General features: G+C 73.0%; 23 protein-coding genes and 2 pseudogenes. 10 read left to right on the top strand and 15 right to left on the bottom strand.

Going from position 1 to position 20,408, the window contains the following annotated elements:
• Window positions 1-5: 5 nt before the first annotated feature.
• On the top strand, window positions 6-755 hold the full coding sequence (locus BBK82_RS33245) for a maleylpyruvate isomerase family mycothiol-dependent enzyme (protein WP_065918516.1): 750 nt from the start codon (window positions 6-8) through the stop codon (window positions 753-755).
• Between the two features lie 168 nt (window positions 756-923).
• Window positions 924-2,144, top strand: a complete 1,221-nt coding sequence (locus tag BBK82_RS33240; protein WP_170068004.1) for an MFS transporter — start codon at window positions 924-926, stop codon at window positions 2,142-2,144.
• 224 nt (window positions 2,145-2,368) lie between these two features.
• Here BBK82_RS33240 and crtI read toward each other — a convergent pair whose 3' ends face one another.
• A complete protein-coding gene (gene crtI, locus BBK82_RS33235; RefSeq protein WP_065918514.1) occupies window positions 2,369-3,832 on the bottom strand; it encodes a phytoene desaturase family protein in 1,464 nt (487 codons plus the stop codon).
• Window positions 3,833-3,835: 3 nt separating this feature from the next.
• Window positions 3,836-4,903, bottom strand: a complete 1,068-nt coding sequence (locus BBK82_RS33230) for a polyprenyl synthetase family protein (RefSeq protein WP_065918513.1) — start codon at window positions 4,901-4,903, stop codon at window positions 3,836-3,838.
• Between the two features lie 121 nt (window positions 4,904-5,024).
• Between BBK82_RS33230 and BBK82_RS33225 the strand changes: the two genes are divergently transcribed.
• The 4 genes from BBK82_RS33225 (at window position 5,025) to BBK82_RS33210 (ending at window position 8,186) form a co-directional block, all read left to right on the top strand.
• A complete protein-coding gene (locus tag BBK82_RS33225) occupies window positions 5,025-5,951 on the top strand; it encodes a phytoene/squalene synthase family protein (protein WP_065918512.1) in 927 nt (308 codons plus the stop codon).
• Window positions 5,952-5,967: 16 nt separating this feature from the next.
• Window positions 5,968-6,942, top strand: a complete 975-nt coding sequence (locus tag BBK82_RS33220; protein WP_065918511.1) for a DUF5914 domain-containing protein — start codon at window positions 5,968-5,970, stop codon at window positions 6,940-6,942.
• 93 nt (window positions 6,943-7,035) lie between these two features.
• On the top strand, window positions 7,036-7,323 hold the full coding sequence (locus tag BBK82_RS33215) for a WhiB family transcriptional regulator (RefSeq protein ID WP_053734851.1): 288 nt from the start codon (window positions 7,036-7,038) through the stop codon (window positions 7,321-7,323).
• The gene (locus BBK82_RS33210; RefSeq protein ID WP_154697642.1) at window positions 7,320-8,186 is read left to right on the top strand and encodes a MerR family transcriptional regulator; all 867 of its coding nucleotides are present in this window, start codon (window positions 7,320-7,322) and stop codon (window positions 8,184-8,186) included. The genes BBK82_RS33215 and BBK82_RS33210 overlap by 4 nt, the downstream gene beginning before the upstream one ends.
• 6 nt (window positions 8,187-8,192) lie before the next feature.
• On the opposite strand, the gene BBK82_RS33205 is transcribed toward BBK82_RS33210, so the two are convergent.
• From BBK82_RS33205 to BBK82_RS55640, 10 genes and pseudogenes are all read right to left on the bottom strand, one after another.
• The gene (locus BBK82_RS33205) at window positions 8,193-9,653 is read right to left on the bottom strand and encodes a cryptochrome/photolyase family protein (RefSeq protein ID WP_065918510.1); all 1,461 of its coding nucleotides are present in this window, start codon (window positions 9,651-9,653) and stop codon (window positions 8,193-8,195) included.
• A pseudogene (locus BBK82_RS33200) lies at window positions 9,650-10,848 on the bottom strand (NAD(P)/FAD-dependent oxidoreductase). The gene BBK82_RS33205 and the pseudogene BBK82_RS33200 overlap by 4 nt, the downstream one beginning before the upstream one ends.
• 70 nt (window positions 10,849-10,918) lie before the next feature.
• Window positions 10,919-12,346 carry an FAD-dependent oxidoreductase gene (locus BBK82_RS33195; RefSeq protein WP_083268308.1) on the bottom strand — a complete coding sequence of 476 codons (1,428 nt, stop codon included), beginning with the start codon at window positions 12,344-12,346 and terminating at the stop codon, window positions 10,919-10,921.
• Window positions 12,343-13,035 carry a class I SAM-dependent methyltransferase gene (locus tag BBK82_RS33190; protein ID WP_065918509.1) on the bottom strand — a complete coding sequence of 231 codons (693 nt, stop codon included), beginning with the start codon at window positions 13,033-13,035 and terminating at the stop codon, window positions 12,343-12,345. Before BBK82_RS33190 ends, BBK82_RS33195 begins: the two co-directional genes overlap by 4 nt.
• Entirely contained in the window at window positions 13,022-13,339 is a 318-nt protein-coding gene (locus tag BBK82_RS33185; RefSeq protein ID WP_065918508.1) for a lycopene cyclase domain-containing protein, read from the bottom strand. The genes BBK82_RS33190 and BBK82_RS33185 overlap by 14 nt, the downstream gene beginning before the upstream one ends.
• The gene (locus BBK82_RS33180; protein ID WP_065918507.1) at window positions 13,332-13,658 is read right to left on the bottom strand and encodes a lycopene cyclase domain-containing protein; all 327 of its coding nucleotides are present in this window, start codon (window positions 13,656-13,658) and stop codon (window positions 13,332-13,334) included. The genes BBK82_RS33185 and BBK82_RS33180 overlap by 8 nt, the downstream gene beginning before the upstream one ends.
• Window positions 13,659-13,767: 109 nt before the next feature.
• Complete coding sequence (locus BBK82_RS33175) at window positions 13,768-15,273, bottom strand: SpoIIE family protein phosphatase (protein WP_071812728.1); 1,506 nt, start codon at window positions 15,271-15,273, stop codon at window positions 13,768-13,770.
• A 107-nt stretch (window positions 15,274-15,380) separates the two neighbouring features.
• Window positions 15,381-15,632 (bottom strand): annotated as a pseudogene (locus tag BBK82_RS56885) (hypothetical protein); the annotation flags it as partial.
• Between the two features lie 105 nt (window positions 15,633-15,737).
• Window positions 15,738-16,025, bottom strand: coding sequence for a glycosyltransferase (locus tag BBK82_RS55645; protein WP_250637372.1), 288 nt, complete (start codon window positions 16,023-16,025; stop codon window positions 15,738-15,740).
• A complete protein-coding gene (locus tag BBK82_RS55640; protein WP_083268307.1) occupies window positions 15,916-16,845 on the bottom strand; it encodes a glycosyltransferase in 930 nt (309 codons plus the stop codon). The genes BBK82_RS55645 and BBK82_RS55640 overlap by 110 nt, the downstream gene beginning before the upstream one ends.
• Before the next feature lie 181 nt (window positions 16,846-17,026).
• Here BBK82_RS55640 and BBK82_RS33160 point away from each other — a divergent pair, with 181 nt between their 5' ends.
• From BBK82_RS33160 to BBK82_RS54740, 4 genes are all read left to right on the top strand, one after another.
• Window positions 17,027-17,179, top strand: coding sequence for a ribbon-helix-helix protein, CopG family (locus BBK82_RS33160; protein WP_065918503.1), 153 nt, complete (start codon window positions 17,027-17,029; stop codon window positions 17,177-17,179).
• The gene (locus tag BBK82_RS33155; protein ID WP_065918502.1) at window positions 17,176-17,523 is read left to right on the top strand and encodes a VOC family protein; all 348 of its coding nucleotides are present in this window, start codon (window positions 17,176-17,178) and stop codon (window positions 17,521-17,523) included. Before BBK82_RS33160 ends, BBK82_RS33155 begins: the two co-directional genes overlap by 4 nt.
• On the top strand, window positions 17,520-18,230 hold the full coding sequence (locus tag BBK82_RS54745) for an MFS transporter (RefSeq protein ID WP_237047703.1): 711 nt from the start codon (window positions 17,520-17,522) through the stop codon (window positions 18,228-18,230). The genes BBK82_RS33155 and BBK82_RS54745 overlap by 4 nt, the downstream gene beginning before the upstream one ends.
• Window positions 18,231-18,636: 406 nt before the next feature.
• A complete protein-coding gene (locus tag BBK82_RS54740) occupies window positions 18,637-18,783 on the top strand; it encodes a hypothetical protein (RefSeq protein WP_237047702.1) in 147 nt (48 codons plus the stop codon).
• On the opposite strand, the gene BBK82_RS33145 is transcribed toward BBK82_RS54740, so the two are convergent.
• The 3 genes from BBK82_RS33145 to BBK82_RS33135 are packed head-to-tail and all read right to left on the bottom strand — an operon-like array spanning window position 18,772 to window position 20,357.
• Window positions 18,772-19,038, bottom strand: coding sequence for a DUF6510 family protein (locus BBK82_RS33145; RefSeq protein WP_065918501.1), 267 nt, complete (start codon window positions 19,036-19,038; stop codon window positions 18,772-18,774). The two genes, BBK82_RS54740 and BBK82_RS33145, sit on opposite strands and share 12 nt — an antisense overlap.
• Window positions 19,039-19,050: 12 nt before the next feature.
• The gene (locus BBK82_RS33140) at window positions 19,051-19,788 is read right to left on the bottom strand and encodes a ferredoxin reductase (protein WP_065918500.1); all 738 of its coding nucleotides are present in this window, start codon (window positions 19,786-19,788) and stop codon (window positions 19,051-19,053) included.
• Entirely contained in the window at window positions 19,758-20,357 is a 600-nt protein-coding gene (locus tag BBK82_RS33135) for a sulfite oxidase-like oxidoreductase (RefSeq protein ID WP_065918499.1), read from the bottom strand. Before BBK82_RS33135 ends, BBK82_RS33140 begins: the two co-directional genes overlap by 31 nt.
• Window positions 20,358-20,408 lie beyond the last annotated feature (51 nt).

Here is a 20,408-nt window from a genome sequence, read left to right as displayed (position 1 = left end):
CCGCCGTGCAGAATCCTCCGGCGTTCCCCGACCTGCTGCGGCTGATCGACGAACGCTCCGCGGTCTTCCGTTCCGTGCTCGCCACCGCACCCGACCTCGACGCGCGGGTGCCGTCCTGTCCTGAGTGGACACTGCACGACCTGGCGCAGCACATCGGCGAGGGCCGGCGGGCCTGGGCCGCCACCGTCGCCGCGGGCCCCGGCGCCACGGGGAGGTCACCGGCGGAGGGCACGGCTCCCCGGGACCGCGCCGAGCTGGACGAGTGGCTCGCCGAGTCGACCCGGCTGCTGGTCGACGCACTGCGGGAGGCGGGACCCGATCGCGGGTGCTGGACGTGGTGGACCGGCTCGCAGTCACCGGCGACCTGCGGAGCCGTTGCGCGGCACCAGCTGCAGCAGATGGCCGTGCACACCTACGACGCGCAGCTCACCGTCGGCGACCCGCAGCCGTTGCCCGTCGACGTGGCGCTCGACGGTGTCGAGGAGTTCCAGCTCACGTGCGTGTCGACGACGAGCGCGTGGCCGCACGAGCCCGCTGTGGTCGACTACCACGCCACCGAGGGCCGGTCGTGGCGGTTGCGGCTCTCCGCGGAGGGTGCCCGCGTGGTCCCCGCCGAGGGGCCGGCCGACGTGTCGGCCACGGGGACGGCGAGTGAGCTGGTCCTGTTCTGCTACGGCCGCCACCCGCTCGACGCGGTGGAGGTCGAGGGCGACGCGCGGATCTTCGAGCGGCTCATCGCCTGGGAACCCGCCTGAGCTCATCCTCCAGGCTGGTTCGGCCCGTGCGGAGCAACGCCGCACCGCTCCCACACGTCAGCCGATCATGACGTGGAAAGCACTCAGCGCGACCGCGGTCTTGAGCGGGGCGGCGTTCACACACGCCGTACGCGCGTTGCGCGAGAGCGGGGACAGGCTTTGATCCGCGTGAAGGGCAGAGTCGACCGCGACTGGTGGTTGTTGCTGGTCGCGCAGGCGATCAGCACGACGGGCACGCAGATCACCGTCGTGCTGATCCCCGCCGTCGCCATCCTCGCGTTCGGGTCCGGCATCGGGCCGGCCACGCTGCTGCTGGTCGCCGAGTTCCTGCCGGCGGCGGTGCTCGGGCCGTTCGCGGGGGTGCTGATCGACCGGCTCAAGCCGCGCGACGTCCTGGTGGCCATGGACCTCGTGCGCACCGCGGCACCCGCGGTGGTGGCGCTGATCATCGCCTCCGGGGTGCGGGAGATCTGGGTGCTCTACGTGCTCGCCGCGGTCCTGGGTGTCGCGGGCGCGGTGTTCGACACCGCCGCCGAGGCCGCGATCCCCGGTCTGGTGGCGCCCGACCACCTCGAACGCGCGAACGCGACCCGGTCGAGCCTGCTCAACGTGGTCCGCATCGCCGGGCCGGGCCTGGGCGGTCTCATCATCGCGGTGTCCGCCGCCGAGCTCGCCCTGCTCGTCACCGCCGGCACCTTCTTCGCCTCGGCCGTGGTGATCGTCGGGGCGTCGTCGGCCACCCTGCTGTCCCGGCGCTCGCACGCGACCGAGCGGCCGTCCGTGGTGGACCAGCTGCGCGAGGGCGTCCGGTACCTGAACGGGGACCTGGTGCTGCGCCGGGCCGTGCTCGGCACCGCGACCATGAACCTCGCCGGCAGCGGCATCGGCGCGCTGTTCTTCGTCTACGCCTACCAGCAGCTGCGGCTCGGCCCGGACGAGGTGGGCTTCACGATGTCCGCGTTCAGCCTCGGCGCCGTGCTGGGTGCGGCGGGCTCGGCGTGGGTGACGCGGAGGCTGAGCGCGGCCCTGGCGTGCGCGGTGTGCGCGAGCGTCGCGGCGGGCGCGCTGTTCCTGATCCCGGCGGCCTCACTGGGTCTGCCGTTCCCGGTGCTGACGGTCTACCAGTTCGTGTTCGGCGCGGCGGCGACGGCGTGGGCGGTGGTGCTGTTGTCCTTGCGGCAACGCCGGACCGCGCCGGAGATGCTCGGCCGGGTCGGCTCGCTGGTCAACGCCGTCACCGTCGCCACGGTCCCGCTGGGCGCCGTGCTCGGCACCGCGCTCGCCGGGGCGGTCGGGACCACCCCGGCGATGCTGGTGCTCGCCGCGCTGGCCGCGGCCACCCCGGCGTTCTACTGGAGTCCCGGCTTCCGCTACGCCGACAGCCGCTGAGCAAGGTGGCCAAAGCGCAGCACCGGCGGAATCGCGATGCCCGGCACGCCGCTCACCCCGACAGCCGCCGAGCCGCCAACCAGCCCGAGTGCACCACCCGGCGCAGTCGGAATGCCCGGTGGACGCCGCTCAGGCCAACAGCCGCCGAGCCGACAACCGACCCGAGTGCAGCACCCGGCGCAGTCGGGATACCCGGTGCAGTCGGGATACCCGGTGCACGCCGCTCAGCCCGACAGCCGCTGAGCCGCGAGCCGTCCGGAGATCAGCACCGGCGGGATCCCGACACCCGGCGTGGTGCCGCTGCCCGCGAGCACCACGTTGCCGTCGCGGAAGGGCAGGTTCGACGGCCGGAACGGACCGGTCTGCGCGAACGTGTGGGCGGCGGAGAACGGTGTGCCCGCGGCCTGGCCGTCGCGGGCCCAGTCGTCCGGTGTCACCACGGCGAGCGGCTCGACGTCCTCGACGAGCTTGCGCGCGGTCATCTCGGCGATGAGCTGCTCGGCGTAGCGCTGCGCCGTCTCGTCCCAGCGGATCGGCGCGGCGTCCAGGTTGGGGCACGGCGCGAGCAGGTACTGCAGGTGCCTGCCCTCGGGTGCGAGCGCCGGGTCGGTCAGCGACGGCGTCGTCAGCAGCAACGACGGGTCGCTCATCAGCCGGCCGCGCTTGATGATCTCGTCGAACGTGTCGTCCCACCGGTCGCCGAACGAGATCGTGTGGTGCGCGAGGTCGTCCACCACCCGCCGGGCGCTCAGGTGCACCACCACGGCCGACGGCGACCAGCGCAACGGCACGACCCGCTTCGGCTCACCGCGCAGCAGCCGCGTGCTCTGCGCCGGTCCGGTCGCGAGAACCACCGCGTCACAGGGGAACCGCTCTTCCGCCGTGCGCACCGCCGCCACCCGGTGGCCGGTGCGTTCGAGCTCGGAGACCTCGACGCCGTAGTGGAACTCGACTCCCGCGCGTGCGGCGGCATCGGCCAATGCCTGCGGCACCGCGCGCATGCCACCGCGCGGGAAGTACACCCCGGCGATGGTGTCCATGTAGGCGATGACGCCGTACGCGGCCAACGCGTCCTTCGGTGCGACACCGGCATAAAGCGCCTGGAACGTGAACACGCGCCGCAGCCGTTCGTCGTGCAGGAACTTCCCCACCGCCTTGCCGAGCGAGCCGAAGCCGCCGAGCCGGGTCAGCTTCAGCAGGTCCGGCCCGACCAGGTCGAGCGGGGAGTCGAAGCTCGCGCCGATGAACCGGTCGCGTTCGACCTGGTAGAGCTTCGTCAGCCACGCCCGCAGGTCGCGGTAGCCCTGCGCCTCCCGGTCGCCCGCGAAGTCGCGGACCGCCTGCTCCATCCGCTCGCCGTCGGTGTGCACGTCGAGCGCGGAGCCGTCGGCGAACGTCGCCCGGTAGGCCGGGTGCAACGGCAGCAGTTCGAGGTGGTCCTCACGCCGCTGCCCCACCGCCGCGAACGCGTCGTCGAGCAGTTCCGGCATCGTCAGCACGGTCGGCCCGGTGTCGATCCGGTGCCCGTCCACGTCGAGCCGCCCGGCGAGCCCGCCGGGGTGCGGCTGTCGTTCCAGGACCGTCACCTCGTGCCCCGCACCGCGCAGGTGCAGCGCCGCGGACAACCCGGAGAGCCCGGCACCGACCACGACCACCCGGTCGGTGCTGCCCTTCACCACCTGAACCACGCCTCACGCCTTCCGCACGGTGGCCTTGCCGGCCAGCTTGACCAGCTCGCGTTTCGCCTCGGGGTCGAGCGCGGTGCGGTCCAGCGCCGCGAGCCCGCTCGTCACCAGCACGTCGATGTGCTCCTCCACCGCGTCCACCGCGCCGATCTCGACCAGCAGCCCGCACACCCGCTCGACCAGCGCGTCGTTCACCGGCCCGGCGAGAGCGCGCCGCAGCACCGCCGCGGACCCGTTCGTGGCGCGGGACAACGCCAGCGCCATCAACGCCGTCCGCTTGCCCTCGCGCAGGTCCTCGCCGACCGGTTTGCCGGTGACCGCCGGGTCGCCGAACACACCGATCAGGTCATCGCGCAGCTGAAACGCCACCCCGACGTCCCGGCCGAACTCGCGCAGGCAGGCCACCACGTCGGGACCGGCGTCCGCGAGCGCGGCGCCGAGGTGCAGCGGCCGTTCCACGGTGTAGGCGGCGGTCTTGAGCGCCGCCACCCGCAACGCCTGCTCCAGCGACTCCTCGCGGCGCGCAACGCCCAGCAGGTCGAGGTGCTGACCGGCCATCATCTCCACCCGCATCGCCTGCCACGGCACCCACGCGCGCTGCAGCGCGGCACCGGACAGCCCCGCGGTCACCAGCGCGTCGTCCGCCCAGGCCAGGGCGAGGTCGCCGACGAGCACCGCTGCCGAGTCGCCGTACTGGCGGGCACTTCCGGCCCACCGCGACCGGCGGTGGCGCATCATGAACACCTCGTGCACGGTCGGCCGGCCACGGCGCACGGTCGACCGGTCCATCACGTCGTCGTGCACCAACGCACAGCACTGCAACAGCTCCAACGCGACGAGCGCGCGCACCACCACGTCCTCGTCCCCACCACCACCGGCGGCACGCCAGCCCTCCCAGGCGAAGCGCGGCCGCATCCTCTTGCCACCGGCGCGCACCATCTCGCGCAGCTCCGCCGCCAGTTCCGGCGCGACGTCCGGACGGTTCGCGAGGAACTCGTGCAACGCCGCGTCGAACAGGGCGGAGAAGTCGTCCACCCGCGACAAACGGGTGTCCACGCTGGTCAGCAGCGACATCGTCGCCCCTCTCGGCGGTCGGTACTGATGAAGTGGAACGAGCTAATCAGCGCACGGGCAGCTTCGCATGATGAGTCGCGCCGTTGTGCACGGCGCCACAGCCGGTCTTAGCGTGAACCCCATGTCCGCAGACCGGGAGCTCGACGCCGCCGGCATCGCCACACCTGCATTGCGTGATGCCTACCGCCGGTGCCGGGAGCTCAACGCCCAGCACGGCCGCACCTACTACTTGGCGACGAGGCTGCTCAGCGCCGAACAACGCCCGGCAGTGCACGCGCTGTACGGGTTCGCCCGCTGGGTGGACGACGTGGTCGACGACCTCCACAGTGGACTCGACGAGAAGAACGCCGTGCTCACCGCGATCGAGGCGCGGCTGACCGCGGCACTGGAGAGCGGCACCACCGACGACCCGGTGCTCACGGCGCTGCTCGACACGGTGCGCCGCTACGACATCCCGGTGCAGCACTTCCACGACTTCATGACCTCGATGCGGATGGACCTCACCGTCACCGACTACCCGACTTTCGCGGATCTAAAGGTCTACGTGCACGGTTCCGCGGCGGTGATCGGGTTGCAGGTGCTGCCGGTGCTCGGCACCAGCGTGCCGCGCGAGGAGGCCGAACCCGCAGCGGCCGCGCTCGGGGTGGCCTTCCAGCTCACGAACTTCATCCGCGACGTGGGCGAGGACCTCGACCGTGACCGGGTCTACCTGCCTGCGGACGAGCTGGAGGCGTTCGGCGTGGACCGCGAACGGCTGCTGCACGCCAGGAAGGTCGGTCGCGCGGACGAGAAGGTGCGGGCCGCGTTGCGCGACCAGGTGCAACGCGCGAAGAAGGTGTATGCGCAGGCTTGGCCGGGTATCGCGATGCTTGCGCCCCGATCGCGGCCTTGTGTGTTGACCGCCTATCGGCTCTACGGACGGATTCTCGACCTGGTGGAGGACGCCGACTGCGACGTGCTGTCGCGCCGGGTCGTCGTGTCCAACGGCAGGCGGCTCGCGGTCGCGCTCCCGGCGCTGGCACGGGCGGTGTTCGCCCGTGCGGCCTGAGGGAAGGCGGTCTGAGATGGGGAAGTCGATGCGCGACCGCATCCCGCTGCGGATCTACTCCAGCCCGCCGTGGCGTGAGCAGCGCCCGACGTGGCAGGACGCCAAACCCGCGCTGATCGAGGCGGCGCTCAAGCGCGCCACGGCCCGTCCGTCCGGCAACTGGTTCGTCGCGGGTGCGAGCAGGGACGTCGTGCGCGGCAAGGTCTGCGGGCGCACGATCGCGGGCCAGGAGATCGTCCTGTGGCGGGGGCCGCACGACGTGCTGATGGCCGGGTCCGGGTCGTGCCCGCACCTCGGCGCACCGCTGTGCGACGGCGCCGTGGCCGAGGGCAAGCTCATCTGCCGGTGGCACGGTCTCGCGCTCGACGGCACGCGGTTCGGCGCGTGGACGCCCTACCCGGCCCACGACGACGGCGTGCTGGTGTGGGTGCGGCTCGACGGGGTCGGAGGCGAGGACCCGTTGCCGGCGCCGGTGCTGCCGGACCGCCCGCCGGCGGACGCGATCGACGCGGTGGCCACGCTGATCGGCCGGTGCGATCCCGAGGACGTCGTCGCGAACCGGCTGGATCCGTGGCACGGCGCGTGGTTCCACCCGTACTCGTTCGCGAACCTGAACGTGCTGGAGACGCCCACCGACGCCGACGACAAGTTCCTGGTCGAGGTCACCTTCCGGCTGGCGGGCAAGGTCGGCGTGCCGGTGGTGGCGGCGTTCAGCTGCCCGGAGCCGCGCACGGTCGTCATGCACATCGTCGAGGGCGAGGGCCAGGGCAGCGTCGTGGAGACGCACGCGACCCCGATCAGGGAAGGCAGGACCGCGGTCGTCGAGGCCACCATCGCGCACTCCGACCGGCCCGGGTTCGCGTACGCGCGGCCGGCGGCGGGTGCGTTGCGGCCGGTCATGCGGTGGGCGGCGGCCCGGTTGTGGCGCGATGACCTGGAATACGCCGAACGCAGGTACGCCTTGCGGCGGAACGGGCGCTTCCCCGACTAGGAGCGCTCCGGGCGAGTCGACTTGCACCGATTTTGAATCGATTTTAAGGTGGGTGGCGTCAGCACGGTTCGACCCCCGCAGAGGACGTGCGCCATGCCCGAATTGTCTCGTTTGCCCCGACCAGTCGCCGAGTCGTGGGACTGGCAGCTGTCCGGCCTGTGCCGCGGCATGGACAGCGCGTACTTCTTCCACACGCCCAATGAACGCGGTGCCGCCCGCGACCAGCGCGAAGCCGCGGCGAAGGCGATCTGCCAGCGGTGCCCCGTCATGGAGAAGTGCCGGTCACACGCGTTGGAGGTGCACGAGACCTTCGGCGTGTGGGGTGGGCTGGGCGAGAGTGAGCTGAGGGCGATCCTCTCCGAACGCGCCCGCCGGCGGTGACGTACGCACCGCGTGCCGTCGCCGCCATGCTCGGCGTCTCCCCTGTCACGCTGAGGACGTGGGACCAGCGCTACGGGCTCGGGCCCTCGGTGCGCACCAGGGGTGGTCACCGCCGCTACCAGGACGAGGACGTCGAGGTCCTACGCAGGATGGTCGCGCTGACCGGCCAGGGGGTCGCCCCCGCCGCCGCGGCCGAGCTGGCCCAGCGCGAACCGGCACGACCACACCCCCGCGGAAGGGCGCAGCTCCGAGAGGACGAGGCCGAGTCGGCCAGGCGCGGGTTCGTCACGGCCGCGAAACGCCTGGACGAACCGCTGATGCTGGACCTCGCCGGAAAGCTGCTCACCGGCCACGGCGTGGTCGCCGCGTGGGACCAGGTCTTCGCGCCGTGCCTGGTGGAGCTCGGGCACATGGTGGCCGAACGCGGCCGTGGCGTGGAGGTCGAGCACCTGGCGAGCTCGAGCCTGCTGCACGCCCTGCGCTCGGTGCCGCCGACGGGCAGTTCCGGGGTGCTGGCGGCGCTGCTGTCGTGTGCACCGGAAGAGCAGCACGGGCTCGCGTTGGAGGCGCTCGGTGCGGCACTGTCCGAAGAGGACGTGCGGTGGCGCAACCTCGGCGCACGGGTGCCCGCGCGGGCGTTGTGCGACGCCGTGCTGCGGTTGCGGCCGGCGGTAGCGCTGGTCTGGGCGCACCGGGCGGACATCGCCGAGCAGGTGCCGCTCGCGGAGCTCGTCGCGGGATCCGGGGCGGAGATCGCCGTCGCGGGGCCGGGGTGGGCGGGGCTGGCGCTGCCGTCGTCCGTGCGCACACCGCACACGCTGACCGATGCGATCCGGCTCGTGGTCTCCCGCGTGCGCGGCTGACCGCGGTCAGAAGATCTCGCGCTCGCGTTCCTGCACGCGCACGTCGTCGAGGTCGTTCAGCCGGCGCAGCCCCTGCACGGCCCGCACCATCCGGCGGTTCCCGCGCACGCGTTCCTCGTGCCGGTCGAGCCACGCCCAGTAGCCCGCCGTGAACGGGCACGCGCGTTCTCCCGTGCGCCGCTTCGGGTCGAACCAGCACCCGCCGCAGTGGTCGGTCATCCGGTTCAGGTACGCGCCACCGCTGAGGTACGGCTTGGTCGCGATGACGCCGCCGTCCGCGTGCTGGCTCATGCCGATCACGTTCACCGGCATCACCCACGGGAAGCCGTCCACGAACGACGTGATGAACCACTCGTTGAGCGCCGCCGGGTCATAACCGCGTTGCAGCGCATGGTTTCCCAGCACCATCAACCGCTGGATGTGGTGCACCCACCCGTGATCGCGCACGCCCTGCAGAGCGGTGCGCAGGCAAGCCGCTCGCACGCCGCCCGGCCGCAGCTCCGACCACCACTCCGGCAGCGGTTCCGTGGCCTGGAAACCGTTGCGCTGCTGGTACTCCTCGCCGAGGTGCCAGTAGAGCTGCCACACGTACTCACGCCAGCCGAGCACCTGCCGGATGAAGCCTTCCGCGCTGGCCAGTGGCACGTCACCGGACCGATGGGCGTCCTCGGCCGCGTAGACGACCTCGAGCGGGTGCAGCAGGCCGTGGTTGAGCGGCACCGACAGCAGCGAATGTGCCATCGTCCAGTCCTCGGTGAGCACGGCGTCCTCGTGCGGGCCGAAGTGCGGGAGCCGGTCGCGCAGGAAGACCTCCAGCGCGGCGAGGGCCTCGGCGCGGGTGATGGCGAACCGGCGCGGACCGTCCCTGCCGACCGCGGGCAGGTCCATCGCGTCGAGGTCCGCCCGCACCTGCGCGTCGATGTCGTCCTCGTCCGGCCACCACGGCTCCGGCACGCCCAGCCGCGCGCGTCTGGGTGGTGGCTCGCGGTTCTCGGTGTCGAGGTTCCACCGGCCGCCCACCGGTTCGGAGCCGTCCACCAGCACGTCGAACCGGGTGCGCTGGAAGTGGTAGAAGTCCTCCATCCGGAACCGCTCGCGGTTGCCGGCCCACGCGGTGAACTCGTCGCGGCCCAGCGCGAACGCGGGCGTCGGCCGCACCTCGACGCCGAGGTCGTGCACCATCTTCAGCGCGGCGGCCGAACCCGGCTGGTACGCGACGAGCGGGCGGTTCAGCTCGCGGATCGCCTCGCGGTAGGTGTTGGCGCGGACGAGCGTGACCCGGTCGGGCATCTCGGCGGCGAGGTGCCGCATGCCGGACAGCACCAGGTGCAGCTTCTGCCGGTGGTAGGGCTTGCGCCGCAACGCCGTCGCCGACTCGATCAGCACGATCTCGTCGTGGCCGGTGTAGAAGTGCGGGCCGAGCTGGTCGCCGAACAGCAGCAGTGCCGTCTTCTCCTGGGCGGTCATCCGGCACCGCGCAGGTCGGCGAGCACGGCGTGCGCGGCCCGGCGGCCCGAGTGCAGCGCGCCCTGGAGCGAGCTGGTGTCCCGGTGGTCGCCGCAGACGTACCGGCGCTCCCCCGCCCGCACGGGCTGCTTGAGCCGGTGCGGTGCGTCCATCACCGGCAGCGCCTGCGGGATGTCGTACCGCCGCAGCACTTCCCACGCGCTGGTGTCCGTGCCGTACAAGCGGTTCAGGTGCGTGCGAACGTCCCGTTCGGACGCTTCGCCCAGCACGGTGGCCTGCACGAGCGGCCGGCGTGGCGAGTACGGCCGGGACACCTCGGACATCACCGCGGTGTTCACGACCGGCCCGCCGTTCGCGTCCACGACCAGGCACCCGTCGCGCAACGGCGAGCGCGACGGCCCGAAGTACCAGGTGGTCACGCTGTTCCAGCGCGGTTCGACCAGCCCCGGCAGCAACCGGGCCGCGGTCGTGCCGTCCGTGGCCACCACCACCGCGTCCGCGGTGACCCGGCCGCCTTCCTCCAGGTCGACCCCGTCGTCGTGCACGGCCCGCACCGCGGTCTCCAGCTGCACGGTCCCGGCCGGCAGCCGTGCCGCCAGCGCCTTGGGCAGCTCGCCCATGCCGAGCGCGGGCACGGCCGCTCCCCCGCGGGCGAAACTGCGCCAGACCAGGTGGAAGAACCGCGAGGACGTGCGCAGCTCGCGTTCCAGGAACACCCCGGACAGGAACGGCCGGAACACCGCCTCCACCGCCCGGTCGGTGAGGCCGAGCGCCCGCAGCTCCTCGCGGGTCGTGCGGTCCGGCGCGGTCAGCAACGGCCGCACGGGCCCGAAGGCGTCCGGTGCCGAGAACCGCCGAGCGCCGCAGGTCCCGCGCCGAGCACGTGCTGGCGCAGCAGCCCGTCCCAGGCCGAGGCGCCGCTGCGGGGGTCGGCGAGCAGGTCGTGCCTGCCGTCGTCGTGCACGAACACGCCGGGCCGCAGGTGCCGCACCGGGAACGGGTCGAGCCGCAGCCGTTCGAGCTCCGGGTAGGCGGGCAGCATGATCTGGAAGCCGCGGTCGAAGCGCACGCCGTCCTCGACGTCCGTGCGCACCCGGCCGCCGACCTCGTCCCCGGCCTCCAGCACGGTGACCTCGTGCCCGGCGGCGGTCAGCTCCAGGGCGGCGCTCAGACCGGCGAGCCCGGCCCCGACCACGACGATCACGTCGTCCTCCAACAGCAGGCGATGATGAGCGGCAACGGCGCGCACGTCTCAGCGGACACGATCACAACGCCTGGTTCGCCGCCGCGAACCCCGTCGTCGCGGCCCGTTCCATCAGCGCCACCGGCAGGTCGATCCGCACCAGGTCCCCGGCCATGACCAGGAACTCGTCCGGCGTCCGCACCCCCGGCCTGCGCGCGTGCCCGCCCGCCGCGAACAGCGGGCAGTCCTCTCGCAGCTCGTGCCGTTCGTCCACCACGGCGGCGCCCTTGGTCTCCGGGTACACCTCGGTCAGCTGTTCCCACAACCGCCGGCGCGCGTCCGCTTCGTCCACATCGGACGGCAGCGCGTACCCGTGCAGCTCCACCACCGACCCGCCGGTGCGCGCCGCCCACGCCCGTGCCTCGTGCTCGTAGTGGTCGAGCACGCTGATGTTGTCGAGCAGGTCGTGCCCGCTCGTGCCGAGGAACCCCGGCCGGTCCGCGTCCACCGGCCGGTCCAGCCAGTACCGCGAGACCAGGAACCGCGGTGCCGTGCGCAGCTCGCCGACCCGCTCCCGCCAGCCCGCGTCACCGAGCGCCGGCGAGGCCTCGACGACCGCGCGCAGGCCGGGCACGTCCGCGGCGAGCACCACGGCGTCCGCCTCGATCGCGCCGTCGCCGATGGTGACGGAGTACCGCTTCTGCTCGCCCGGCCCGACCGCGCGGACCTCGACGCCGGTGCACAGGGTGACGCCCAGCGACGCGAGGTGGCGGCCGAGCGGTTCCCACAGGCCGTGCGGGAACGGGTCCGCCGCCACGTCGAACAGCAGGCCCTCGCTGGAACCCAGGAAGTAGATGTGGAACATCACCGCGAGCTCCGCCGCCGACATCCGGCTGGGGTGGGCGAAGAAGCTGCGGGAGAACACCTCGAACGCCAGCGCGTGGGCGGCCTTGGGGAACCGGATGCGGTCCAGGTAGGTCGCGGCGTCGATGCCGTCGAGCTCCCGGTACACCCGCGGCACCGACACGTCCAGCAACGACAGCGCCGCCCGCGCGTTGACGTCCGGCAGGTCGCGCCACTGGAAGGTGGGACTGCCGCGCAGGAACGCCAGCGCGTTCCACGGCACGGCGGTCGGCAGGCCGGCGAAGGAGTCGCGGTGCCCGGAGGCGTGCTGCAGCGGGTAGTCCGGCAGCGCGGTCAGCGCCCTGCCGGCCGGGTCGACCCGCTTGAGCAGCGCCCGCAGGTTGTAGTACTGCCGGAAGAACGCGTGGAAGCCGCGGGTCATGGTGACCTCGCTGCCGTCGGCGAGCCGGGTGCTCCAGCCGCCGACACGACCGCCGAGGTAGGTCTCCCGTTCGCACAGCACGACCCGCGCACCGCGTTCGGCGAGCAGCGTCGACGCGGCGAGACCCGCGATGCCACCGCCCACGACCGCCACCACGGGCGCGTCGCCGGTGAACTGCGCGCGCCCGGCCGGTGCCGGCACGCGCACCGCCCTGCGATCCCTCACCGCTGCTCCTGTTCCGGCGCGTGGCCGAGGAAGGTGTGCACGACACCGAGCTGCAGCCCGGGCAGCGGTGCACTGCGCACGCCGGTGAAACCGTTGCGGCGCAGCCGGTCCCGCAGTGCCGAAGCGCCGTCGAAGTCGTTCACGCTGCGCCACAGGTAGGTGTAGAGCGACCGGTCGCCGGTCACCGCCCAGCCGGCCGGCACGATCACGCCGCACAGCGCCGTCCACACCGCGCGGCTCACCAGCGAGTCGCGCACCGAGTACTCGTGCAGCACCAGCCGTCCGCCGGGCTTGAGCAGCTTTCCGATGTGCCGCAACGTGGAGTCCGGGTCGGGCAGGTTGCGCACCAGGTAGGCGGCGAACACCGCGTCGAACGTGCCCTCGTCGACGTCCTCGGCGCGGGAGTGCACGAACCGCACGGTGCCCGGCCAGCGCTTCTCCTGGGCCCGCGCCAGCATTCCCGCCGACGCGTCCACCGCGACGATCTCCACGCCCGGTGCCGCCGTAACCAGTGCCGCGGTCGACGCGCCGGTGCCGCAGCCGAGGTCGAGCACCCGCATCCCCGGCCGCAGCCGCAGCGCCCCGGCCGAGCGGCGCAACGCCTGGTGGTAGCCGGGGTTCAGCCCGACCAGCAGGTCGTACCCGCGGGCCGCCCAGTCAAACTTCCCCGGCACCTCAAGCTTGTTCACGTGCCTGCCTTCCCCGTTCCCACATCATCAGCACGGCGGTGACCATCGCGAAGCCGTACAGGAAGTCCTCCACCGGGATGTCCCACGGGATCCTGACCCCGCTGACCGCCCAGTCCGCGTACAGCACGATCGGCGCGTCGAGCTTGGTCAGCCACCCGTCCACCGGCACCTGGAAGGCCAGCACGATCGCCATCGTCACCCAGTACGCGGGCCGGGTGAACAACCCCGTCCTCAGCACGAACAACTCCAGCAGCACCACGACCACGACGGCCGTGACCGCGGCGAACAGGTACTCCTCACCCATCGGGCAACCACCGGCCCGCCCGTCCCCGCACCGCCTCGTAGGTGAGCACCGCGCAGGTCGGGATGACGACGAAGAAGGCCAGCTCCTCGATCGGCAGCACCCCGCCGAGCAGCACGCCCGTCGTCCTGTCCGGGTGGAAGCTCCAGTGCCCGCGCAGGATCGCGATCACGTCCCACACCGCGAGCACGACCAGCACCGGCACCACCGCGCGCACCAGCTCCGGGAGCCGGCGGTACACCCCGCGGCCCATCCACTCCAGCGGCAGCGTGATGAGCAGGCACACGCCCAGCACCGCGAGGTACTCGAACTGGCTTCGCATCAACAGCCCTCCCTGGTGCGACCGTATGGTCCCGCGACTTCGCGGTCGTGGCACGAGCGAGCGCTCGGTCACGGCGGCGCGCAGGTCCAGCGCCCCCTGAGGTGGCTGATCAGTCGTCCTCGCCCGGCCGACCGGTGTCGTGGTCGATGCCGACCGTGGTCATCACCACGTCGGCGGGCGTGCCGACGGGTGCGCGGAGCAGCAGTTCGGTGCTGTTGTGGCGATGTCTGCTCACGAGCCGGTGCAGCACCGGCACCGCAGCGCCGGCCAGGTGCGTGACCTCGCCCAGGTCGACGGTGAGCGACCGGGTGCCGGTCGCCCCGGCGACGTGCACCGCCTGTTCGAAGTGGGCGGCGGTGTGCGCGTCGACCGGGCCGCTGACCCGGATCCGCGGGGTCGCGGACGGTTCCGCCTCGACGTGCAGCGACCGGTCCCGCGGGGGGCGCCCGCCGGTCGCGGGGCCTGTGTCGGCCGCGGTCAGCAGGCGTGCCGGCCTGCTCACCAGGTGCCGCACCACCGAGGTCGTGCCGGTGTCGTCGTGTGCCACCCGGAAGTGGTCGACCATGTCGGCGGTGATCTGCAGGCCGAGCCCACGGTCGGCCGACGGGACGGGCTCGCGCCACCGGCCGGTGTCGGCCACCTCGACCTCCACCTCGCCGCCGGTGGTGAGCCGGGCGGAGACGGCGAACTCGTGCTCGTCCGCCGAGCCGGCGTAGGCGTGCTCGACGGCGTTGGTGGCGAGCTCCACGACGGCGTGCCTCAGCGCGTCGGTGTCGTCGGTGCCCACGCGCAGGTGGCCGAGCCACTCGGCGAGCTCGGTGCCGACCAGCGGCAACGACGCCGGTGCCGCCGGGTAGCGGTGGTGGAACTCGGCGGGTGCCGGGACGAGCTGGGCGGCCAGCAGTGTGATGTCGTCCTCGTGCCCGGTGGTCCCGGTGAGCAGCTCGACGGTCTGCGTGCAGACCAGGTCCGCGCACGGCACCCCGCCGCGCACCGCGCAGTCCGCCGCCGCGCCGGCGGCGGTCCGAAGGAGCTCCACCGTGCTCTCGGCGTGCGTGCGACCAGGTCGTTCGAGGATGCCGTCGGTGTAGAGCAGCAGCAGGTCCCCCGGTCGCAGCGTCGCGTGCTGGACCTCGGGGTCGAGCTCGGCCACCCCGAGCGGCTGGTCGCCCGCGCTGCGCAGGAACCGCGCCTCGTCCCCGCTGACGACCAGCGGTGGTGGGTGGCCGGCGGCCGCGTACTCGACCACGCCGGTCTCGGGGTCCAGCACGGCGACGCACGTCGTGGCCGCCGCGGCACCGGCGATCCGGCGGGCCGCGGCGTCGGCGGAGGCGATGGCCGCGTGGAGGTCACCGGTCGCGGCGAGGCGCTCGGACAGCACCACCCGCAGCTGTCCCATCGTCGCCGAGGCGGCCAGGCCGTGACCGACGACGTCGCCGACCACCAGGCCGAGCCTGCCGTCGGGCAGCGTGATGGCGTCGAACCAGTCACCGCCCGCCGCGGTGCCCGCCCGCGAGCAGGTAGCTGGCCGCGACCTGGCCTTCGGCAGCAGCGCACGGTGGCGGGCAGCATCTCGCGTTGCAGCGCGGCGACCACTCCCCGCGCCTCGGCCCACCGGCGTGCGGCCTCCGCGGTCCGCCGCTGCTCGGTCCTGCGCGCCCGCACCTGGTCGGTGACGTCCACCGCGTCGAGGACGAGCAGGGGCTCGCCGTCCGGGCCCCGCACCGGGGTGGCGTTGACGTCGAAGAACGTCTCCACCCGGCCACCGCCGGACCGGACGCGGTACTCGCGCAACTGCTCGGCCCGGCCGGTGGCGTGGACCCGTTCGGCCATCTCCAGCGCCTGCCGGCCGGCCACCTCGCCGAAGACGGACCGCATCGTCGCGCCGACCAGCCCGGCGCGGCCGCTCCACTTCCGGCAGGCCCCGGTCACCGCGACGATCCGCAGCCCGGAGCCGGCGAGGACCACCACCATCACCGGCATCCGGTCGAACACGTGCCGCACCAGGCCGGCGGCACCGTCCTGGTCGTCGAGGTCCTCGGGTTCGGGTCCTGGCACCGGCGGTCGGTTCCCTCCTGCTCAGCGGCGGCTCGGCACGGGTGCGGAGAGGAGCCCCTGGTACTTCCGCTCCACGCTGCGTGCGACGTCGCGCCAGGTGTGGCGGGCGAGCACCCGGTCGGCACCCGCGATCGAGCAGGTGATCCGGAGCGTCTCGTCCGCCAGCACCATCCGCAGTTTCCTGACCAGCTGCTTCAGGTCACGCGGCGGCACGAGCACACCGGTCACGTCGTCGATCACGGCATCGGTCAGCCCGCCGACCGCGGTCGCCAGCACCGGCACGCCGCATGCCATCGCCTCCAACGCCACGGCGTCCCACGTCGCCCGCGCGGGCACGCACGCCACGACGTCGGCCGACCGCCATGCCATCGCCTCCAACGCCACGGCGTCCACGTCCCCGCGCGGGCACACGCACGACGTCGCGGCCACGCAGCCATGCCGGCAGGTCCGCGCGCTCGACCGGTCCCAGCAGCCGCACCCGCTCGTCCACGCCGAGCCGGCGCGCCCACCTCTCCACCCGGTCGGCCTCACCGGCACCGAGCGTGCCGGCGACCACCAGCTCGACGCCGAGCAGTCGTGGCAACGCCGCCACCAGGTCGGCCACCCCGTTGTCGGCCAACGGGTCCACCACGGTGATGACCCGGCTCAGCTCGGACCTCCCCGCTTTCTCGCCGTGCGGCTGGAAGAGCTCGGAGTCCACCCCGCGCGGGACGAGCGAGATCCGCGAACGCGGCACACCGGCGGCCGCCAGCTCCAGCATCTCGTGCTCGCACGTCGCCAGCACCAGCGCGGCCTCCCGCCCCACGAGCCGTTCGACACCGGCCCGCTGACCCCGGCCGTGGTCGAGGCCGTGGAAGGACTGCACCACGGGCACCCCGACCGGTTGCGCGGCCAGCACCGCGGCCAGCCCCGGCCGCCAGAAGTGCCCGTGCACCAGGTCGGGCCGGGCGTACTCCCACTCGGCGCGCAGCTCGTCGACGAACCGCCCCAGCTGGGGGTCCTGCTGGTCACCGGGCTGCAGGTGGACGGTGACCTCGTGCCCCTGCGTCCTCAACGCGTCTGAAAGCGCCTGGACGTGCGTCGCACGCCACTCGGGCGCGTCGTGCGCGGACACCATTGAAATCCTCATGGCTCGCTGCCATCCCCTTCCGACCGGGATCGACCGTTCGCGAAGGGCTGCATGCTGAACCCACCTCCGAACCTATCCCAAGCAGCGGCGGTACGCCGATCGAGGAGGACCGCCTGGTCGTTCGCACCAGTTCCGCTGGCCGGAGACGTCCCAGCTGGGCTAGGTTGCTAGCATCATAGCCATGGCCGGTGAGAAGCAGCAGTTCAACGTCTACCTCCCCGCCGCTCTGGTCAGACGCGTCAAGCACGCCTGCGTCGACGCCGACGTGTCGCTGTCCGCGTTCGTGGAGCAGGCGCTGGAGAGCTACCTGCGCGACCTGGAGGAGCGGCGATGAGGGTCGTGCCCATCCGCTACACCGCGGACGTCGCCGCGTCCCGGCGGTTCTACCTGGCGCTGGGGCTCGCCGAGGGTGCGCGGTCGCGGCCGGGGACGTGGGTCGAGCTGCCCGCGGCCGAGGGGATGCTGGCGCTGCACAGCGCCAAGGACGTCGCGCCCGGCACGTGCGAGCTGGCGTTCGAGACCGACGAGCCCCTCGAGGACGTGGCGGAGCGGCTGCGGCGGGCCGGGTTCGAGCCGGGACCGGTGCTCGACGAGAGCCACGGGCGGTCGGTGCGGGTGCGGGACCCGGACGGGGTGTGGGTGCAGGTCAACGCACTGGACCGGGACCTGTACACGTGACCCGGACGCGCCCGCCGGCGTTGGCCGTCGGCATCGTCTCGCTGGAGTTCGCGGCGGCGGTGTCCACGTTCGTCGCGTCCACGCTGCTGCCGGCGGTCGTCCGGGACCTGGACGCGCGCCGGTCGGTGGAGCTGCTGATCTCGGGGGCCACGCTCGGGTTGTTCGTCGCGCTGCCATTGGCCTCGCGGACGCTCGACAGGATCGGGGCGCGCGGCACGCTCGCCGTCGGCATGGTCGCGTACCTGGCCGGCACGGTCACGGCGGCGACGGCACGGGTGGCGTGGGTGTTCGCGGCAGGCCAGTTCGTGAGCGGGTGTGCGAGCGGGTTGCTGGCGGTGTTCGGCATCAGCGCGGCGATCCGGCACCTCGACGACCAGTGGCGGGTGCGGGTGATCGCGGCGTCGTCGGCGATGTGGATCCTGCCCGCGCTCGTCGGGCCGGCGGCCACGCTGGCGCTGGAGCACCTGGTCGGGTGGCGGTGGACGTTGCTGGTGCCGGTGCCCGTGGTCTTCGCCGGGCGGGTGCTGGTGCTGCGGGCGGCGGGGAACGGGCCACCGCGGCGGGAGCGGCAACGGCCGTTGTGGCGCACCCTGCTCGTGCCGCTGGGGGTGAGCGCGGTCGTGCTCGGCGACCGGTGGTGGGTGAAGGCGCTGGGCGTCGCGGTCGCGTGCGTCGGCGTGGCGTCGATCATGCCGGCGGCACGCTGAAAGCCCGGACGGGAGCACCGGCGGCATTGGCGGCGATGACGTTGTTCGCGGTCGGCTACTTCGGCGCGGACAGCCTGATCACCGTGCTGCTGACGGACGGGTACGGCACGAGCACGGCGCAGGCGGCGGTGGTGCTGAGCGCGGCGCCGCTGGCGTGGGCGGTGACCAGCCTGACCGTGCCGCGGCTGCGCAGCCGGGAAGGAGCCGCCCCCCGCGGCCGGCCTCGCGCTCACCGCCGTCGGGGTCGCCGTGCTCGCCTTGGGGGACAACAGCTTCAGCGTGGCGCTGAGCGCGTGGACGCTCGGCGGCATCGGTGTGGGACTGGCCTACCCGAGCCTGTACCTGCGCTGCACGACCGCGATCACGACCGGCGACCACGACCGGCGCGACCGAGCTGGCGGCCGCGGTGATCACGGCCGAGGCGTTCGGCGGGCTGCTCGGCCGCGCGGTCGGCGGCGCGATCGTGTCCGTCGGCGACCTCTCGCTCGCGTACGGGATGTTCGCGGTGTTCCTCGTGTTCGCGGCACTGGTCGCCACCCGGTCACGGGGCTAGCGGGATCTCCAGGCTCACCGTGCCGCGCAGGTCCAGCCACGCCCGGTCCGGCCCGCGCACCAGCCGCAGCACGACCTCCTCGCACCGCGGGCAGCGCGCCACCAGGCCCGGCGCGTTCGTGTACACGCGCAACGACGCCACCTCACCCCGATAGCCGCACCCGGCGCACCGGCCGGTCGCCGCGGTCAGGTCCACGGCGAAGATCTCCCGCAGGTCGCCCGCGAGCGCGTTGCCGTCGACGTGGTCGTCGCCCATCGTGGTCTCCTGTCAGCCGAAGCGTTCGGTGCGCACACGTCGAGGGTCGTGGCCCAGCGCCACCAGGATGTCGGCCACCGCCTCGACGAAACCGGTGGGGCCGCACACGAAGCAGTTCGGCGTGAAGTCCGGCGGCCAGCCGTGCGTGTTCAACGTGGCCACGCCGATCCGCTTCGGAGCCGGTGCACCTTCCGGAGCTTCGCGGGTGTACACGAGGTGCACGTCCAGGCCCGCGTCCTCACGGGCACGTTGCCGCAGCTCGTCCGCGAAGTACACGTCCTGCGGCGTGCGCACCGAGTACACCAGCCGGAACGGCACCCGGCTGCCCTGCTCGGCTCGAGAGCGGATCATCGCCATCAACGGCGCGATGCCCGACCCTCCCGCCACCAGCAGCACCGGCGCCGGATCCGTTGCACGCCAGACGAACCAGCCACCCACCGGGCCGCGCAGCTCGACCTGGTCGCCCGCGTTCAGCACGTCGCACAGGTACGGCGAGACCTCGCCGTCTGCCACCCGCTGCACGGCCAGCTCCACCCGGTCGCCGTTCGCGGCCGAGGCGATGGAGTAGCTGCGCTGCACCGAGTAGCCGTCCTCGGCGGTCAGCCGCACGTCGACGTGCTGGCCCGGCAGGTGGCCCGGCCAGCCGGGCACGTCGAACACGAGGCTGCGCGCACTCGCGGTGATGGCCCGGTTCTCGGCCACCGAGGCCACCCGCCAGGTCAGTCGCCCTGATACCGCTGCTCGCGCCATGGATCTCCATAGTCGTGGTAACCGGCCGTTTCCCAGAAGCCGGGCTCGTCCTCCAGCAGCAGCTGAATGCCGCGGACCCACTTCGCCGACTTCCAGAAGTACAGGTGCGGCACCAGCAACCTCGCCGGGCCGCCGTGCTCGGGCGTGATGTCATCGTCGTCGTAGCGGTAGGCGATCCACGCCTGCCCGTCGAGCAGGTCCTCCAGCGGCAGGTTCGTCGTGTAGCCGCCGTAGGACTGGACCAGCGCGAAGTCGGCCGCCGTCTCCACCTCTTCGAGCAGGACGTCCAGCGAGACGCCCTTCCACCGCGTGCCGAGCTTGGACCACTTCGTGACGCAGTGGATGTCCGTCGTGATCTTCTCCGCCGGCAGCCCGGTCAGGTCCTGCCAGGACCAGACGTGCTTGCGCCCGGCCTCGGTGCTGATCGTCAGCTCCCACCGGTCGGTCGGCACCCGCGGCGTGGGACCCGCGGTGAGGACCGGGAAGTCCTCTGTCAGGTACTGCCCTGGCGGGAGCTGCACGTCCGAGGACCTGCGCCGCCCGGAGAAGCCAGGAGAGACGATTGCCATGGGGACAAGTAGACGACACCCGTGCGCCGAGCGCCATGGCTGGCGACGAGG

Origin of the sequence: Lentzea guizhouensis (genome assembly GCF_001701025.1) — a bacterium.
GTDB classification, from domain to species: Bacteria; Actinomycetota; Actinomycetes; order Mycobacteriales; family Pseudonocardiaceae; genus Lentzea; species Lentzea guizhouensis.
The sequence above is the reverse complement of the archived record's forward strand: the minus strand, read 5'-3'. Positions and strand labels throughout refer to the sequence as shown.

Bases quoted from the DNA above. Each gene is read 5' to 3' on its own strand.
- BBK82_RS33140 (WP_065918500.1), bottom strand. From the start codon at position 19,788: ATGGCGCGAGCAGCGGTATCAGGGCGACTGACCTGGCGGGTGGCCTCG.
- BBK82_RS33155 (WP_065918502.1), top strand. From the start codon at position 17,176: ATGAGGGTCGTGCCCATCCGCTACACCGCGGACGTCGCCGCGTCCCGG.
- BBK82_RS33180 (WP_065918507.1), bottom strand. From the start codon at position 13,658: ATGCGAAGCCAGTTCGAGTACCTCGCGGTGCTGGGCGTGTGCCTGCTC.
- BBK82_RS55640 (WP_083268307.1), bottom strand. From the start codon at position 16,845: ATGAGGATTTCAATGGTGTCCGCGCACGACGCGCCCGAGTGGCGTGCG.
- BBK82_RS33145 (WP_065918501.1), bottom strand. From the start codon at position 19,038: ATGGGCGACGACCACGTCGACGGCAACGCGCTCGCGGGCGACCTGCGG.
- BBK82_RS33160 (WP_065918503.1), top strand. From the start codon at position 17,027: ATGGCCGGTGAGAAGCAGCAGTTCAACGTCTACCTCCCCGCCGCTCTG.
- BBK82_RS33215 (WP_053734851.1), top strand. From the start codon at position 7,036: ATGCCCGAATTGTCTCGTTTGCCCCGACCAGTCGCCGAGTCGTGGGAC.
- BBK82_RS33205 (WP_065918510.1), bottom strand. From the start codon at position 9,653: ATGACCGCCCAGGAGAAGACGGCACTGCTGCTGTTCGGCGACCAGCTC.
- BBK82_RS33225 (WP_065918512.1), top strand. From the start codon at position 5,025: ATGTCCGCAGACCGGGAGCTCGACGCCGCCGGCATCGCCACACCTGCA.
- BBK82_RS33135 (WP_065918499.1), bottom strand. From the start codon at position 20,357: ATGGCAATCGTCTCTCCTGGCTTCTCCGGGCGGCGCAGGTCCTCGGAC.
- BBK82_RS33230 (WP_065918513.1), bottom strand. From the start codon at position 4,903: ATGTCGCTGCTGACCAGCGTGGACACCCGTTTGTCGCGGGTGGACGAC.
- BBK82_RS33220 (WP_065918511.1), top strand. From the start codon at position 5,968: ATGGGGAAGTCGATGCGCGACCGCATCCCGCTGCGGATCTACTCCAGC.
- BBK82_RS33185 (WP_065918508.1), bottom strand. From the start codon at position 13,339: ATGGGTGAGGAGTACCTGTTCGCCGCGGTCACGGCCGTCGTGGTCGTG.